Raw genomic sequence first — 14432 nt, 5'->3', positions numbered from 1 at the left:
GATGGCAGGCGAAGCAGAAGACCTGGAAGCCGAGGCGGCCGAACAGTGGCAGCTGGTCAACACGCCGCTCGGCGAGATGTGGTCCGGCCGTACCCGCTACGCGGCGGCGATGTTCTTCTTCAAGTGCGGCGAGATGAATGCCGAGACCCTGGAGGTCTACCGCATCTGCGCCCGACTCGACGCGGAAAATCCCTTGCCGATCATCCGCGATCGCGGCGCCGGCAAGGAATGGCTGAAGCGCATCGGCTACGGCCAGTAGCCGCGCTTAACCTATTGTGCGTTCCAGCACGCTCAACCAGTTCCGATAAGCGATCTTCTCGATCAGAGCGCGGCCGAAACCGCGAGCCGCCAGCGCCTCAATGAGCTTGGGCAGGCCGGCGACGTCGCCGATGGGGGCCGGGATCATGGCGCCGTCGAAATCGGAGCCGAGACCCACGCCGTCCTCGCCCAGCGCCTGCAGCAGTGAATCGATATGGCGCACCATGATGTCGAGGCTGGTGTCGGCATTCATGCGGCCGTCCTCGCGCAGGAAGCCGGTGGCGAAGTTTAGGCCGACCATGCCGCCAGACTCGCGGATCGCGCCGAGCTGCCAGTCAGTCAAATTGCGCGAATGGCCGCAAATCGCATGCACGTTGGAATGGGTGGCGACCAGCGGCGCATCGCTGAGCTCGGCCACGTCGCGAAAACCCTTCTCGTTGAGATGCGAGAGGTCGATCATGATCCTGAGCTGATTGCAGGCCTTGACCAGCGCCTTGCCGGCATCGGTGAGGCCAGGTCCGGTGTCGGGCGAGGAGGGGAAGCGGAACGGCACGCCGTTGCCGAAGGCGTTGGGACGGCTCCAGACGATGCCCAGCGAGCGCAGGCCGGCGGCATGCAGCACGTCGAGCATGGCAAGGCCGGGATCGATCGCCTCGACACCTTCGATGTGGAAAACCGCGGCGATCGAGCCCTTGGCCATGGCGTCCCGCACATCGCCGGCGCTGCGGCAGACGGTGAGCGCGCCGGCGCGCTCCAGCCGGAACAGGATCGAGGCCATGCCGATGGTCGAGGTGATCGCCTCGGCCTGCGGCAGTTCCGGCGGCAGCGGCTCGTTGTCGCTCGGCGCGGGCGGCACGGCGCTGCGCTTCGACTTTTCGACCGGCGGCGGAAAGATCGCGAACATGCCGCCGGCAAAGCCGCCCTTCCGGGCGCGCGGCAGGTCGATATGCCCGCCCGGCGTCCCCTCGATGAACAGCTTTTCGACGTCGGCTTCCTTCGACTGGTAGAGCCGAAGCAGCGTGTCGTTATGTCCGTCGAAAACGGGGATCAGGTCGGTATCGGTCATCAGGGGAGCCATTCAAATCGGTGACGGGCGGGACGACGGGTTTCGTCCGAGCGAACCGTCAACTTAGGCAAGATGACCGGGCGGTGCAAATAGCTCTTTCCCTTCTCCCCTTGTGGGGTCCGAAGGACGGGGCGAGACACGTGGCTCGCCCCCGGGCGGTGAATCGGCGTGCTAGCGCCGAGACGGTTGAGGGGTGTTCCAGCGGAGTGAGACGCTGGCATTCCCTGGAGCCCCCCCTCATCCGGCCGCTTTGCGGCCACCTTCCCCCACAAGGGGGGAAGGGAAAAATGTTCACTGCTTCAGCACATCCGCCCATTCCGGATGACGCCGGAACTGGGCATTGGCGAAGGGGCAGAGCGGGATGATCTTCTTGTTGGCGGCACGGGCATCCTCGACAGCGCGGGTGACAAGCCGAAGCCCGGCGCCCTGGCCGCGAAACACATCCGGCACCTCCGTATGGTCGATGATGAGCTGATGCTCGCCGATCTTGGTGAAGGTCATCTCGGCCTCGGCGCCGCCGGGGCCGCGCAGCACATAGCGCCCCTTGGAGCCGTGGTCTTCCAGTTCGATCTCGGGCAGTTGGTCAGCCATTTGTTTGCCTCCTTCAGGCAGCCGGCGCTGGCGCGAAAAGCCGCCGCGCCGCGTCGATTTCATTCGGCCGAACCTCATGCCCGCCGTCGTGCCATTCCACAGTGACATCGGCGCCGTCGGCGCGCAAATAGGCCTCGAGCCGCGACGTCAGATTGGGCGGACAGATCGGGTCGCGCCTGCCGGCCGTGATCAATATATGGCGGCCGGCAAGGCTGCCCCGCACCTGGGGCTCGAACGGGATCAGCGGATGCATCAGCGCCACGGCGTCGAACAGGCTGGGCTCGGCAAACACCACCGAAGCCAGGACATTGGCGCCGTTGGAATAGCCGAGGCCGAGCACCGCCGACGGCTTTGCCGCCTCGACATGCGCCTTGACGAAGCCCGCCATCTTCGCGGTCGCGCGCGCCAGGTCGTCCATGTCGTAGACGCCCTCGCCGGTGCGGCGGAAGAAACGGGCAGCACCATGCTCCGACACATCGCCTCGCGGCGAGATGATCGTCGCGCCGGGCAACAACTCGCGGCCGAAGGTCAGCAGCTGGTCCTCATCCGCGCCGGTGCCGTGGAAGACGAAGAGCAGCGGGCTGCCCGGCGAACCGGGCAGCACCTTGTGGATGTAAGCGTCCTTGCTCATGGCTTCAGTCCTCCAGCTTCTGCAGGTGCTCTTCGAGGTAAGGCCGCAGATGCTGGTGCTGCGTCGGCAGCTTCAGCGCCTCGCCGAGATGCGCGGTGTCCTCGTCGCGATCGAAGCCCGGCTCGTTGGTCGCCACCTCGAACAGCACGCCGCCAGGCGTGCGGAAATAGATCGCCCAGAAGTAGTCGCGATCGATGACCGGCGTCACGCCATAGCCCGTGTCGACAAGCGCCTTGCGCACTTCCAGCTGCTTGGCGCGATCCTCGACCGCGAAAGCGACGTGGTGCACGGAGCCGGCGCCGAGATTGGCGAAGCCGGCAGTGGGCAGCGATTCGATGTCGACGACATCGGCGCCGTTGCCGTTCTTGATTGCCAGCCGGCGGATATTGCCGGACTTGTCGACCTCCTCATAGCCCATGAACTTCAAGAGCTCCTCGGTGGCGCCGCCATCTTTCAGCCGGAGCGAGACCGAGTGAAAGCCGCGTATCGCCTCGTCGCCGGGAACGCCGCCCTTGACCCAGGGCGCTCTCTTGTCGGCCTTGTCCTCGACGAGGGCGAAGCTGTCGCCGTCGGGACCGGTGAAGGTCAGCCGCTTCTCGCCGAAACTATCCGTGCGGGCGACATTGCCCACGCCCTCGTCGGCGAAGCGTTTTTCCCAATAGGCCAACGTGCCTTCCGGCACTGAGAACACCGTCGTGCCGACCTCGCCGACACCGTGCCGACCCTTGGCGATATCGGGGAACGGGAAATAGGTCATGACCGAACCCGGCGTCCCGATCTCGTCGGCATAGTAGAGATGGTAGACGTCCGGCGCGTCGAAATTCACGGTCTTCTTCACCCGGCGCAGGCCGAGCTTTTTCGTGAAGAACTCATTGTTGCGGCGTGCGTCGCTCGCCATCGAGGTGACGTGATGCAGCCCCTGTATCTGATTGAGCATGATCGTGCTCCTTCCCTTGTTCTTGTGCGGCCCTCGCCGCTGTCCACGCCAATATGAGGATAGGCGGGCCGGCGACAAAGTGGGCAAACACAGAATGGACTGTGTCATAAAAGTGAACGAATGCTCGAAATATGTTCACCAATCCATCACCGCCATTGGCTTGCAACGCCAGTGATTTCCGTTCCATCTGGGCGCTTCCATAGGGAGACGATCTTGGACAATCCGACGAGCCGCCCGAATGTTCTCCTCATCACCTGCGACCAGTGGCGCGGCGATTGCCTGTCGGCCGCCGGCCATCCGGTGGTGAAGACGCCGAATGTGGATGCGCTCGCCGCCGAAGGCGTGCTTTTCCGGCGCCACTATGGCGGGGCAGCACCCTGTTCTCCCGCCCGCGCGTGCCTTTATACCGGGCTCTATCAGATGAACAATCGTGTCTGCCGCAACGGCACGCCGCTCGACGCGCGCCATGGCAACATCGCGCTTTCGGCGCGTGCGGCGGGCTACGATCCCACCCTGTTCGGCTACACCGATGTCTCGCTCGATCCCCGGCAACTCTCGCCCGGGGATCCGCGGCTGCGCAGCTATGAGGGCGTGCTGCCGGGCTTCACTGTCCGGCAGGCTCTGCCTGAACACCAAAAACAGTGGCTGTCATGGCTGCGCGCGCAAGGCATCGACACAAGCGCCGGAAGCCCTGACATCCACCGTCCGGCCAAAGGGCAAGTGGAACACGACGTGACCAACGCGCCGCCGGTCTACTCCAAGGACCAGACGCCGACCGCTTTCCTAGCCGGCGAATTCATCCGTTGGCTTGGCGAGCAGGAGAAGAGCGCGCCATGGTTCGCGCATATCTCCTTCATCAGCCCGCACCCGCCCTTCATCGTGCCCGAACCCTACAACAGCATGTACGATCCGGCTGAAGGCCCTGCCTTCAGCCGCGCTGCAAACTGGCAGGCCGAGGCGGAAAGCCATCCCTATATCGCTTACGATCTAGACCGGCAGAAGCGGACGAAATTCGTTCCCGGCATCGAAGGCACGGTGCCGGACTGGAGCGAGGAGAACTTCCGCCGCATCCGCGCGATCTATTACGGCATGATCTCCGAGGTCGACGCCCAGCTCGGCCGCGTCTGGCAAGCGATCAAATCGGCGGGCGCCTGGGACGACACCGTGGTCGTGCTGACCTCCGACCACGCCGAGATGATGGGCGACCATTTCATGCTCGGCAAAGGCGGCTTCTTCGACGCCAGCTACCACATTCCGCTGATCGTCCGCGATCCGCGCCGGAGTGCTGCGGCCGGCTCGTCGGTGGACCGTTTCACCGAGGCCGTCGACATCTTGCCGACCTTGCTCGACCTGATCGGCGCCGCGCCGCAGCGCCATCTCGACGGCCGCTCGCTCGCGCCCTGGATAGACGGCAAGGAGCCGAAGGCCTGGCGCGACGCGGCGCATTGGGAGTTTGATTTCCGCACGGTCGCTAAGGGCGAAGCCGAGCGCCATTTCGGTATCGGATCCAGCGCTTGCAACCTCGCCGTCATCCGCACGACGGAGTTCAAATACGTCCATTTCGGCGGCGGCCTGTCGCCGCTTCTGTTCGACCTGTCGAAGGACCCGGGCGAGCTGAACAACGTGGCGAACGACCCGGCCTATCTGCCGGTACGGCTGGAATTCGCGGAAAGGATGCTCGCCTGGCGCGCCGCGCATCTCGACCAGTCGCTGGCGCTGGCGGAGCTGACGGAGGATGGCGTGGTGGGATACGTGAGTAGGGGAGTAGGGGAGTAGGGGAGTAGGGGAGTAGGGGAGTAGGGGAGTAGGGGAAAATAAATACAGCGGCCGTTTCCTTGCCAGCTTCCTTTTCCTACTCCCCTATTCCCTTACTCCCCTATTCCCTTACTTCAACATCATCCGCTGCTGGTCGCGGTTGGCGGCATAACTGCTCTTGTCATAGGCCGTCTGCGCCTGCAGCTGTTCCTTGGTGAAGTTGGTGTAGAGGTACTTCTTGCCGTTCTTGTCGGTCATGAATTTGAGCTTGTCCATCCCGACCGCCACTTGCTTGGCGCCGATGCCGAGGAAGCCGCCGACATCGACGATGACCGCGTCCGGCTTGTTGTCCGGCGTCAGCACGACGTCGCCGATCGAACCGATCTCGATATCGTTGGCGCCATAGACGGTGGTGCCCTTGAGGTCGTCGCCGCGCATGTTGCCCATCGGCATCTCGGTCAGCGTCGACTTGTCGATGGAAGCGGTCTTGGTCTGGTCGGTTGCGGCGGCGCCGTTATCGGCGGGCTTGTTCTCGGCCGTGCTCGAAGCGGGTGGCGTCGCAGGCTTGTTCTCGGCCGTCGACTTGACGGGCTCGGCCGGCTTGGCGCCCTTGTCGGAGGTCGTATCCGAAGACACCACCGCGGGCGTGGTGGTGGCCGGCGCATTGCTCGCGGCCGCGGTCGAGCCGGGCGCCGGATCATAGGCCTTGCGGTTGAAGTCGGGCAGGGCCTGCAGCTCCTCCTTCGTCGTCTCGGCCACCAGCCAGCGCTTGCCGTTCTTTTCCGCCCACTTGGCCTTGGCGAAGTCATAGGTGACATTCTTCGTGCCGATGCCGAGGAAGCCGCCGACGCCGATCACCAGCGACTCGGCCTTGCCGTCCTTGGCAAGCACGATGTCCTTCACGTCGCCGATCTTCTGGGCGTCGTCCGCGGTGCCGTTGTAGACGGACCCGCCCATGATGTTGGTGGCGAGGTTCCCCTCCGCCTTCTTCACCGGCTCGGCCGGCACGGCCGCCGGAGCCGTCGTCGTGTTGTTGGCGGGCTGTGTCGCGTCGGCCGACTGCGCCGGCGCCGGATCGTAAGGTTTGCGGTCGAACGCCGGCAGGGCGTTCAGCTCATCCTTGCTGGTCTTGGCCACCAGCCAGCGGTCGCCGTTCTTCTCGGCCCATTCAAGCTTGCTGTAGTCGAAAGCGACGTCCTTCGCGCCGACGCCAAGGAACCCGCCGACCCCGATAATGGCGGATTTGGCATTGCCGCCGGAATCGAAGACCACATCATCGACCTTGCCGATCTGCTGCGCGTCGTCGCCGGTACCGTTATAGACAGACTCGCCGATGATGTTGGTCATGATCGCGCCCTCCGAGCGTATGACCGGAGCCGGGTTTTCGGCTGCCGGGGCCTGTGAGGCGGGGGCGGGCGCCATCTGTGCAAAGGCACCGGTTGCTAGCAGCGTTGCGAGCGCGGTGGTCGCAAAAAGAGTGCGGATCATCATGGTCTCTCCTCGTGCCTGATCTGTGTACGTGACGCTCCCGCGGCCAGCCTCTGAACGGCGGGCAGGGAGCGGCAGTATCGACAGGATCACAACGTTGTGACCGTGACCTTGTTCCAAAAAGGCGGCCTCCGCACCCGCCCCCTGATACCCGACCAGGGGGAACCTTTGCGCCGGCTCTTTCGTTTGGCTGCGATTGAGGCGTCGTTCGCCCAGCTCGGAAAGATACGGAGCGGGAATGCGGTTTGCTGCGGTGTTGAACCAGGATGGCGGCACGCTCCGCGCCATCGACGTAGAAGCATTTTCCGAACAGCTGCGTCAGACACTCGAAGCAGCGGGACATTCGGTCGAGATCGACATCGTCGCCGGCCGCGACGTCGCCGCGGCGCTGGAAAAGGCAATCGCCAGGCGCAATATCGATGTCGTTCTTGCCGGAGGCGGCGACGGCACGATTTCCACCGCGGCGTCCCTGCTCATGAATAAGAAGAAGGCCCTAGCCATCTTGCCCGCCGGCACGATGAACCTCTTCGCGCGCGGCTTGGGCATTCCGCAGACGCTGGGAGCGGCGCTGCAGTCCTTTGCCGATGGCAAGGTGATCGCCGTCGACATGGCCAGCGCCAACGGCCGGCCTTTCGTGCACCAGTTCTCGGTCGGCATGCATGCGAGCATGGTTCAGCTGCGCGAAACAATGGATTTCGGCTCGCGCCTTGGAAAGATGCAGGCTTCCGTCCGCGCGGCATGGGAGGCGATCAAGAACCCGCCGGCGCTTAAAGTGAGCCTGAGCGTCGGCAATGCCGAGATCGTCACCCGCACGACCGGCATTGGCATTTCCAACAACCTGTTCGGCGAAGGCCACCTGCCTTATGCCGACAATCCGGCCGGCGGCGTGCTCGGCATCTATGTCAGCGTCGCGCGCCGCCGTCATCATCTGGCAAAGCTTTTGCTGGACATGCTGCGCGGCAGATGGCGCCAGAGCGCGCATGTCGAAGTTCATCAGGCTGGCAGGGCGGTGCTGAAAATCCACTCGCCCGCCAGGAAGTTCAGCGCGGTCGTGGATGGCGAGTTGATCGGGCTGAAGCGCGAAACCACGATCGAAATCCACCCGGGCGCGCTGAAGGTACTCGTTCCGTCAGGCAACGCGCGGGCAAAGGCGGCTGACGCAGGGATCAACCGCCCTGGACGGATTTCTGTGCCGCGGGCGGCGCTTCCGGCACGCTCTGCTGCGTCGTCGGCGACTTGATCAGTTCGCCATAAATCTCGACTGCCGCCCACGCGATGAAGGCGAGCAGGAGCCCGGCGACGAGGATTCTAAGCGCATGCCAGCCCCAGTGTCCCTGGCGTGCTTTGTCTTCAGGTACGATCTTGGTCACGATTGACCTCCATGCTGCGCGGCGGCGGGCGCTTCAGCTGTGACATGGTCGGTAACGGGTCCTGTACGGGAAGGTTCCGCGTCGGGGAGGACGTTCAAGCAAGCATGCGGCGACCGTTTGCGCGCTTGGTTCTATCCTGATCCGCCGCTAGGGCATGTCTTCCGGACCTTGCTTTGGTGGCTTGGCGTTCTCGCGATAGATGGCATAGGCGACAACCGCGAGGGCCGGCGCGATGACGGCTCCTAAACCGGCCTTGCTCTTGGCAAGGGCTGGAAGCAAGGCAAGCGCCGCGGTAACGCCCAGCGCGGTCATGTCGGCCTGCCGCCGCCGCGCGAGCCGCCTGCTGCGCATGCTCGTCGTCAGCTTGTGAATGAGAAGGATGAGCCCGGCAAGCACCAGGAAGCCTATGCCGAAGCCGAGGCTGGTCGCCAGCGGTCCATAGCGCGCCGCCAGCCAGATGTAGGCGGCGCCGATGAGGAAGCCGACACCGCACAGGGCAAGAACGGCGGCAAGCCCGTAAAGGATTGCCGTCGTCCGCGCTCTTTGCAAAGCGGCCATCGCCTCGCCCGAGGCAAGGGCCGAGATCAGCGAGACAAGCGTCCCCATCTGCGGCTAGCGGCGGGAAAGCAGGGCGAGGAGGAAGCCGACACCCGCGGCGATCGCCAGCGACGTCACCGGCTTCTCGCGCACTTTGGCGATCAGCTGCGCTTCGATGTCCTCGGCGCTGCCCCGCATGCTCTCGAAGGCAGCTTCGCCTTGCGCGCGCAATTGTTCGACGCTGTCCGCGGCGGCGCGACGGGCCGCGCCATAGCCGTGTTGACCGGTCTTGGAGAGTTGCTCCGTTAGCTTCCGGATATCCGCTTTCAGCTGCTCGATATCCGCCTCCAGTTCGGCGGTGGTCGCTTCGTCCGTCGCGGATTTGCCGGCTGCGGTTGCCATTCTCTAACTCCTTGGGTTTGCGTCGGTTTCAACGTCCGTTCCAGGCCAAAGTTCCGGGCTTGGCCGCTCAAGCACGCACTATAGGGGCACTATAGAGCGTGTTGGAATTCAAGTCAGGCCGAGTCGGATCGAAGACGGGCGCGAAGCGCCCAAACCGGAATTTCCTGGTTTCTCCCAGGTTTTGACCGCGAAACCGTGGCACACTTTTGCGGAACCTGCCTAGATCAGCGGCCGGCGCTCCTCGCCGAGCCCAGCCCAGCGGGCAAGCTTCTTCAGTCCGTCATAATCGATCACCTCGCAGCCACCGTCGCGCCACAGGACGAGCTTGCGGTCCATCAGCTTGCGTATCGTCTTGTTGGTGTGGACCAGCGAAAGGCCGAGCGTGTCGGCGATGTGCTGTTGCGTGATCGGGATCCGCAGCGGCTTCTTGCCGTTCAGTCCGGCGCTGCGCGCCCGGTCGGCGATGAAGGCGATGAGGTAGGCCGCTCGTTCGAGCGCGGTGCGGCGGCCGATGCTGAGCAGGTTCTCGTCCAGCATGCGTTCCTCGCGCGACGCGATCCAGGTGATGTCATAGGCAAGGCCGGGATGGTTGCGATAGAGTTCCTGCAGCTGGTCGCGCTCGAAGACGCACAGCAGCATCGGCGACAAGGCCTCGACGGAATGCTGCATCTCGCCCATCAGGCTCCCCTGCAAGCCGATGAGGTCGCCAGGCATGGAATAATTGAGGATCTGCCGGCGCCCGTCGGGCAACAGCTTGTAGCGGAACGCCCAGCCCGACAGAACGGTGTAGAGATGCGCGCTGTGGCTGCCTTCGACCAGGACCGTCGCCCCCTTGTCGACGGCGAGCTCGCCGCGCTTGAAAGCGCTCACGAACGCCAGCTCCTGCTTTTCGAACGCGCGAAAGGCGGGCAACGGCCGCAATGGGCACTCTTCGCAAGGATATTGACGACTCGCAGCCGGACGTGCGCTTTGGCCGGACATTTCGATCCCCTCTTCGAAATCCCTGCCCTTATGGGCGCAAAGAAACGCTTGAGACCGTCAGGGGTTCCGCGAGGCTGGGCCCCCTGTCTCCTTTAGCCACGTCTTTTTTAAATGACATGGCGGCGAATTCCGCGCATGAGTGCGTCCCTGCCGAGGAGACACTGATAAGTGCCAGCACTGCTTGACGGACTGCGTATCCTCGTTCTGGAAGACGAGTTCCTGATCGCGATGGACGTCGAGCAGCTTTGCCGCGACCACGGCGCGGCGGATGTCACGATCGCGCGCAAGCTTGACGACATCGACGGGCGGGCGCTGCCCGCGCGTTTCGACGCGGCGGTGGTCGACCTGATGCTCGGCGACGTTTCGACCCTGGATTTCGCCGCCCGGCTGCGCAACGAGGGCATACCGTTCGTATTTGCCTCCGGCTATTCGGATCCGGATGAGGTCAAGGACGCGTTCCCGGACATCCGGCTGGTCACCAAGCCCTACTCGGGCGACGATCTGGTCGAAGCTGTGGCCATGGCCTGCGGGCGCGCGAAGGCGGCCTGACGCCGTCCCTGCAATCCGAATGGTAACAGTCAGCTCAAGCCGCGTTCGAACCTGTGACCTGCGCCGAAATAGCGTCGGGCCCGAACTCGTCCTCTCCGGAGATCTTGAGGATCTCCTGCAGCCTGGCGCGCGCCCGGCTGACGCGGCTTTTGATCGTGCCGACCGCGCAGCCGCAGATCTCGGCGGCTTCCTCATAGGAGAAGCCTGAAGCGCCGATCAGGATGATGGCTTCGCGCTGGTCCTCGGGCAGTTGCTCGAGCGCGCCGCGGAAATCCTTGAGGTCGAGCTGGCCGTGCTGGGCCGGGTGGACGGCAAGCCTGGCGGTCATGATGCCGTCGCTGTCCTGCACCTCGCGGCCACGCTTGCGCATCTGCGAATAGAATTCGTTGCGCAGGATGGTGAACAGCCATGCCTTGAGATTGGTGCCCGGCTGGAAACTCTCATGCTTGTCCCACGCCTTGACCAGCGTTTCCTGGACGAGGTCGTCGGCCCGGTCGGCATTTTGCGTCAACGACACGGCGAAAGCCCGCAGGCTCGGGATCGCGCCGAGCAGCTCGGTCTTGAAGCTCTGGGATACCGCCGCCATGCCTCAGTCCTTTTTCTGGGCAGGTTCGGCCTGTTCCAGCTGGCTGAGCAACTGAGCGAAGCGATCCGGCACATGGTCCGAGACCAGCTCGTCATAATATTGCTTGAGCTTGCGCGCGATTTCGGAGTTCGCCCCCAGCGGGTTGCCATCCCCGTTCCGATGCCTGCTTGCGGCACCAGCCATCTGCTTTTTTGACATTTCTTTCATAGTCGCCCTAATTTCCAGCACCCGAACCGCTCTTCGACTTCAAACCACAACGCAAAGCGGAACCCTCGTCTGGTTGCCCATCCCGAAACCCCGAAACGCCCGCTTCCTAATTTAGTTCCACGGCCGGCGGAACTTTTTCTTGAAGCCGGCGTTTGATTTTTGGGGCTTGCAATCAGCGTGGCCTTGAACGTGCAACGTCATCTGAGGGAGACGTCGATAATGAGTTTGTCAGCTACCATCGCTCCGCATCTTCCGTTCCTGCGCCGCTTCTCGCGGGCGGTATCGGGATCGCAGGAGAGCGGTGACGCGCTGGTCGCCGCGATGCTGGAAGCCATCATCGCCGACACCAATATCTTCCCCGAAGCCTCGAGCGACCGCATCGCGCTCTACAAGGTTTTCGCCAGGCTGTTCACCTCCGTGGCCATCCGCGTGCCGCAGGAGCAGGCTCAGACCGCCTGGGAGCAGCGGGCCGCGGCCAATCTGAATGCGCTCGCGCCCCGTCCGCGGCAGGCTTTCCTGCTGGTTGCCGTCGAGGGCTTCAGCGAGGACGAGGCAGCGGAAATCCTCGACGTCGAGGAGGAAGAATTCTCAGAGCTGCTGGCCCAGGCGAGCAACGAGATTTCCCGTCAGGTGGCGACCGACGTGCTGATCATCGAGGACGAGCCTCTGATCGCCATGGATATCGAGGAAATGGTCGAAAGTCTCGGCCACCGCGTGGTGGGCACGGCGCGCACGCATGCCGAGGCGGTGGCCTTGTTCGGCAAGACGCGGCCGAAAATGGTCCTGGCCGACATCCAGCTCGCCGACGGCAGCTCGGGCATCGAAGCCGTCAACGAGATTTTGTCCTCGACGCCGGTGCCGGTGATCTTCATCACCGCCTTTCCGGAACGCCTGCTGACCGGCGAGCGCCCAGAACCGGCCTTCCTGGTCACCAAGCCTTTCAATCCCGACATGGTCAAGGCTCTGATCAGCCAGGCCCTGTTCTTCGACCGCCAGGCTAAAGCCGCCGCCTGAGCCTGCCGAGGCCAAGCTTTTGGAGCGCCATGCGAGGCTTTTTTGTCGCGCGTGACGCTTGCCCGTTTGTGATTTGAAAAGCCCTTCAAGGGGATCGTCTTTTTCGGCAAATGGTGGAACAAACGACACCGAGCCACGTTCTTTTCCGGACAGAAGAAGGAGACGCATCATGCTGTACTGGGCGCTCGTATTTCTCGTAGTTGCGATTATCGCCGGCGCGCTTGGGTTCGGCGGCATCGCCGGCACATCGGCGGGCATCGCGCAGATTCTGTTCTTCATCTTCCTCGCCTTCCTGGTGATTTCGCTCATCGCAGGCCTCTTCAGGAGAGCCTGACCGCAACACTGGAAGCCGCACCCCTCAAACGGTTTCCAGCCACCGCCGGGCGGCACCTCGAAAGAGCACCGTCCGGCGGACCGTTTTTGGAGGGCCCTGCGGTCGCGGGGGCGGTGGCGCGCGGAACCAGTTGCGGATTGATCCGTTCAAGGACCGAGCGCGGGGATATAATTTCCAATGCCTTCCGAGGGTCCCACGAAAGACAGGGGTAAAAAGCAGAACGGCGACGTGATCGCGATGCATCCCTCGGAGAGCGGGATGCAGTTGGGGCGGGCCCTGCTTCATGCCCTGCACAATGCCGGGATCTCTGTTCTCTACCAGGACCGACAGATGAAGACGGTCTGGGCGCGCAACATGAGCGCGCCCTGGGCGTCCGAAACGGCAGACGGCAAGGATCTGCTTTCGCAGGCGCAGGCCGAGCGCATACATGCCGCCAAGCTTGGGGTGATCGAATCCGGCAACGCGGATCAGCTCGAGCTCAGCATTCCGGGAAGCCAGGGCGTCCGCTGGTTCCAGCTTTGGATCGATGCCGACCGTGGGGAAGCCGGCGACGTCCTCGGCGTCGTCACGACGATGGTGGAGACGACGGAGCAGAAACGCCGCGAGCAGACGCTGAAGGCATTGCTGCGCGAAGTCAGCCATCGATCGAAAAATCTCCTGGCCATCATCCAGAGCATCGCCACCCAGACCGGACGCTATACGGAGACGCTCAGTGAGTTCCTGGCGCGGTTCCGCGGCCGGCTGCAGTCGCTCGCATCCTCGCAGGACCTGGTGACATCCTCCAACTGGCGAGGGGCCGCGCTGCAGGAGCTCGTATCCGGCCAGGTCGGCCGCTATAGCGCCGATCTGGCTAAAAGCCTGCGGTTCACGGGTGAAAATCCTTATCTCAATCCCAACGCCGCCCTGCATATCGGCCTGGCGATGCATGAGCTGGCCGTGAATTCCGTAAGCTATGGCGCATTGTCCCGGCCGGAGGGCCATGTCGAGGTGCGCGCCAGGCTCGAACCCGAAAACGGAAGCGAGCCCAACCTTTTGCTGACCTGGACCGAGGCGGTCGGCGACGCGCCGCGCAACGAGAAGCGCTTCGGCAGCGTGGCGCTGGAACGCGTCGTGCCGATGTCGCTGAATGGCTCCGCGACGCTGGAGATCGGCAAGGGCCGCATGGAATACCGCCTCACCGTCCCGCACGGGAATTTCGAGACGGATTAAAGCATGTCTCCCGAAAGTGGGAACCGGTTTCGGGATCAAGACATGCGCAAGATCAAAAACCTAAAGCGCACGGAGCGAATCTGAAAGATCGCGACGCGCTTCAGTCGTGCCGCCGATGGCGCGAGAGCAATTCCAGGAAAAGCTTTGCCTACGAGAGGCTTTAACCGGCTGTTCACCATAAAGTCTGATTCTGTGTTCCCGGCTAACTATGCGCCGGAAACCCATCCGCGCCCCCGCGCGCGACCTGGGAGACTGACATGATGGCTGCCGAAATGAACAGGCTGGAGCAGGCCGCCCGCGTCTCGATGAGCGGTTTCCAGGATGCCGAGCCGCCGCCGGCGCGGCGATCGTCGCATCTTCCGCTCCGCCTGGGCGCGATCGCGCTTCTGGCCGTCACGGCCTTGACCGCGGCCTGGCAATTGTTCTGACCCGCGCGGGGATCAAGACACAACTTTGACGCGACGCCTTGAAATCCAGGCCCGGAACTTTCGTTCGCCGAGAATCGTTGTTTGCGGCG

The 14432-nt window shown here is 63.7% G+C and carries 18 protein-coding genes; 8 read left to right on the top strand and 10 right to left on the bottom strand.

Annotated elements, in window-relative coordinates:
• Window position 1 precedes the first annotated feature (1 nt).
• Window positions 2-259, top strand: a complete 258-nt coding sequence (locus RFM41_RS21105) for a hypothetical protein (protein ID WP_320250724.1) — start codon at window positions 2-4, stop codon at window positions 257-259.
• 6 nt (window positions 260-265) lie between these two features.
• On the opposite strand, the gene RFM41_RS21100 is transcribed toward RFM41_RS21105, so the two are convergent.
• The 4 genes from RFM41_RS21100 to RFM41_RS21085 form a co-directional block, all read right to left on the bottom strand.
• Window positions 266-1324, bottom strand: coding sequence for a dipeptidase (locus RFM41_RS21100; protein ID WP_320250722.1), 1059 nt, complete (start codon window positions 1322-1324; stop codon window positions 266-268).
• 291 nt (window positions 1325-1615) lie between these two features.
• Window positions 1616-1915 (bottom strand): GNAT family N-acetyltransferase, encoded by a 300-nt coding sequence (locus RFM41_RS21095; RefSeq protein ID WP_320250721.1) that lies wholly within the window; start codon window positions 1913-1915, stop codon window positions 1616-1618.
• Between the two features lie 13 nt (window positions 1916-1928).
• Window positions 1929-2546, bottom strand: a complete 618-nt coding sequence (locus RFM41_RS21090) for an alpha/beta hydrolase (RefSeq protein WP_320250719.1) — start codon at window positions 2544-2546, stop codon at window positions 1929-1931.
• A gap of 4 nt (window positions 2547-2550) precedes the next feature.
• Window positions 2551-3483 carry a VOC family protein gene (locus RFM41_RS21085; RefSeq protein WP_320250717.1) on the bottom strand — a complete coding sequence of 311 codons (933 nt, stop codon included), beginning with the start codon at window positions 3481-3483 and terminating at the stop codon, window positions 2551-2553.
• 213 nt (window positions 3484-3696) lie between these two features.
• Between RFM41_RS21085 and RFM41_RS21080 the strand changes: the two genes are divergently transcribed.
• Complete coding sequence (locus tag RFM41_RS21080) at window positions 3697-5259, top strand: alkaline phosphatase family protein (RefSeq protein ID WP_320250715.1); 1563 nt, start codon at window positions 3697-3699, stop codon at window positions 5257-5259.
• Between the two features lie 108 nt (window positions 5260-5367).
• Here the strand turns inward: RFM41_RS21080 and RFM41_RS21075 are convergent, their stop codons facing one another.
• Complete coding sequence (locus RFM41_RS21075; protein ID WP_320250714.1) at window positions 5368-6726, bottom strand: PRC-barrel domain-containing protein; 1359 nt, start codon at window positions 6724-6726, stop codon at window positions 5368-5370.
• Window positions 6727-6964: 238 nt separating this feature from the next.
• On the opposite strand from RFM41_RS21075, the gene RFM41_RS21070 reads away from it, so the two are divergent.
• Window positions 6965-7966: a diacylglycerol/lipid kinase family protein gene (locus RFM41_RS21070; protein WP_320250712.1), complete on the top strand. Its 1002-nt coding sequence runs from the start codon at window positions 6965-6967 to the stop codon at window positions 7964-7966.
• A gap of 277 nt (window positions 7967-8243) precedes the next feature.
• Here RFM41_RS21070 and RFM41_RS21060 read toward each other — a convergent pair whose 3' ends face one another.
• The 3 genes from RFM41_RS21060 to RFM41_RS21050 all read right to left on the bottom strand — a co-directional run bounded on the left by RFM41_RS21060 (window position 8244) and on the right by RFM41_RS21050 (window position 10016).
• Entirely contained in the window at window positions 8244-8702 is a 459-nt protein-coding gene (locus tag RFM41_RS21060) for a phage holin family protein (RefSeq protein ID WP_320250708.1), read from the bottom strand.
• 6 nt (window positions 8703-8708) lie between these two features.
• Window positions 8709-9035, bottom strand: coding sequence for an ElaB/YgaM/YqjD family protein (locus tag RFM41_RS21055; protein WP_320250706.1), 327 nt, complete (start codon window positions 9033-9035; stop codon window positions 8709-8711).
• Window positions 9036-9254: 219 nt separating this feature from the next.
• A complete protein-coding gene (locus tag RFM41_RS21050; protein WP_320250704.1) occupies window positions 9255-10016 on the bottom strand; it encodes a Crp/Fnr family transcriptional regulator in 762 nt (253 codons plus the stop codon).
• 168 nt (window positions 10017-10184) lie between these two features.
• On the opposite strand from RFM41_RS21050, the gene RFM41_RS21045 reads away from it, so the two are divergent.
• Window positions 10185-10565, top strand: a complete 381-nt coding sequence (locus tag RFM41_RS21045) for a response regulator (protein WP_320250702.1) — start codon at window positions 10185-10187, stop codon at window positions 10563-10565.
• Window positions 10566-10599: 34 nt separating this feature from the next.
• Here the strand turns inward: RFM41_RS21045 and RFM41_RS21040 are convergent, their stop codons facing one another.
• Together RFM41_RS21040 and RFM41_RS21035 are read right to left on the bottom strand one after the other, a co-directional pair.
• A complete protein-coding gene (locus RFM41_RS21040) occupies window positions 10600-11151 on the bottom strand; it encodes an RNA polymerase sigma factor (protein ID WP_040985057.1) in 552 nt (183 codons plus the stop codon).
• A gap of 3 nt (window positions 11152-11154) precedes the next feature.
• A complete protein-coding gene (locus RFM41_RS21035) occupies window positions 11155-11358 on the bottom strand; it encodes a NepR family anti-sigma factor (protein WP_320250699.1) in 204 nt (67 codons plus the stop codon).
• A 219-nt stretch (window positions 11359-11577) separates the two neighbouring features.
• Here RFM41_RS21035 and RFM41_RS21030 point away from each other — a divergent pair, with 219 nt between their 5' ends.
• From RFM41_RS21030 to RFM41_RS21015, 4 genes are all read left to right on the top strand, one after another.
• Window positions 11578-12372 carry a response regulator gene (locus RFM41_RS21030; RefSeq protein ID WP_320250697.1) on the top strand — a complete coding sequence of 265 codons (795 nt, stop codon included), beginning with the start codon at window positions 11578-11580 and terminating at the stop codon, window positions 12370-12372.
• Window positions 12373-12541: 169 nt separating this feature from the next.
• The gene (locus tag RFM41_RS21025) at window positions 12542-12706 is read left to right on the top strand and encodes a DUF1328 domain-containing protein (protein WP_018429836.1); all 165 of its coding nucleotides are present in this window, start codon (window positions 12542-12544) and stop codon (window positions 12704-12706) included.
• 177 nt (window positions 12707-12883) lie between these two features.
• Complete coding sequence (locus RFM41_RS21020; RefSeq protein WP_320250696.1) at window positions 12884-13915, top strand: sensor histidine kinase; 1032 nt, start codon at window positions 12884-12886, stop codon at window positions 13913-13915.
• 257 nt (window positions 13916-14172) lie between these two features.
• The gene (locus RFM41_RS21015; RefSeq protein WP_320250694.1) at window positions 14173-14343 is read left to right on the top strand and encodes a hypothetical protein; all 171 of its coding nucleotides are present in this window, start codon (window positions 14173-14175) and stop codon (window positions 14341-14343) included.
• The last annotated feature ends 89 nt before the right edge of the window (window positions 14344-14432 follow it).

It is taken from the genome of Mesorhizobium vachelliae (assembly GCF_033977325.1).
In the GTDB taxonomy this organism is placed as follows: domain Bacteria; phylum Pseudomonadota; class Alphaproteobacteria; order Rhizobiales; family Rhizobiaceae; genus Mesorhizobium; species Mesorhizobium vachelliae.
Note: the sequence above shows the minus strand (reverse complement) of the source record. Positions and strands in the feature narration are given on the sequence as shown.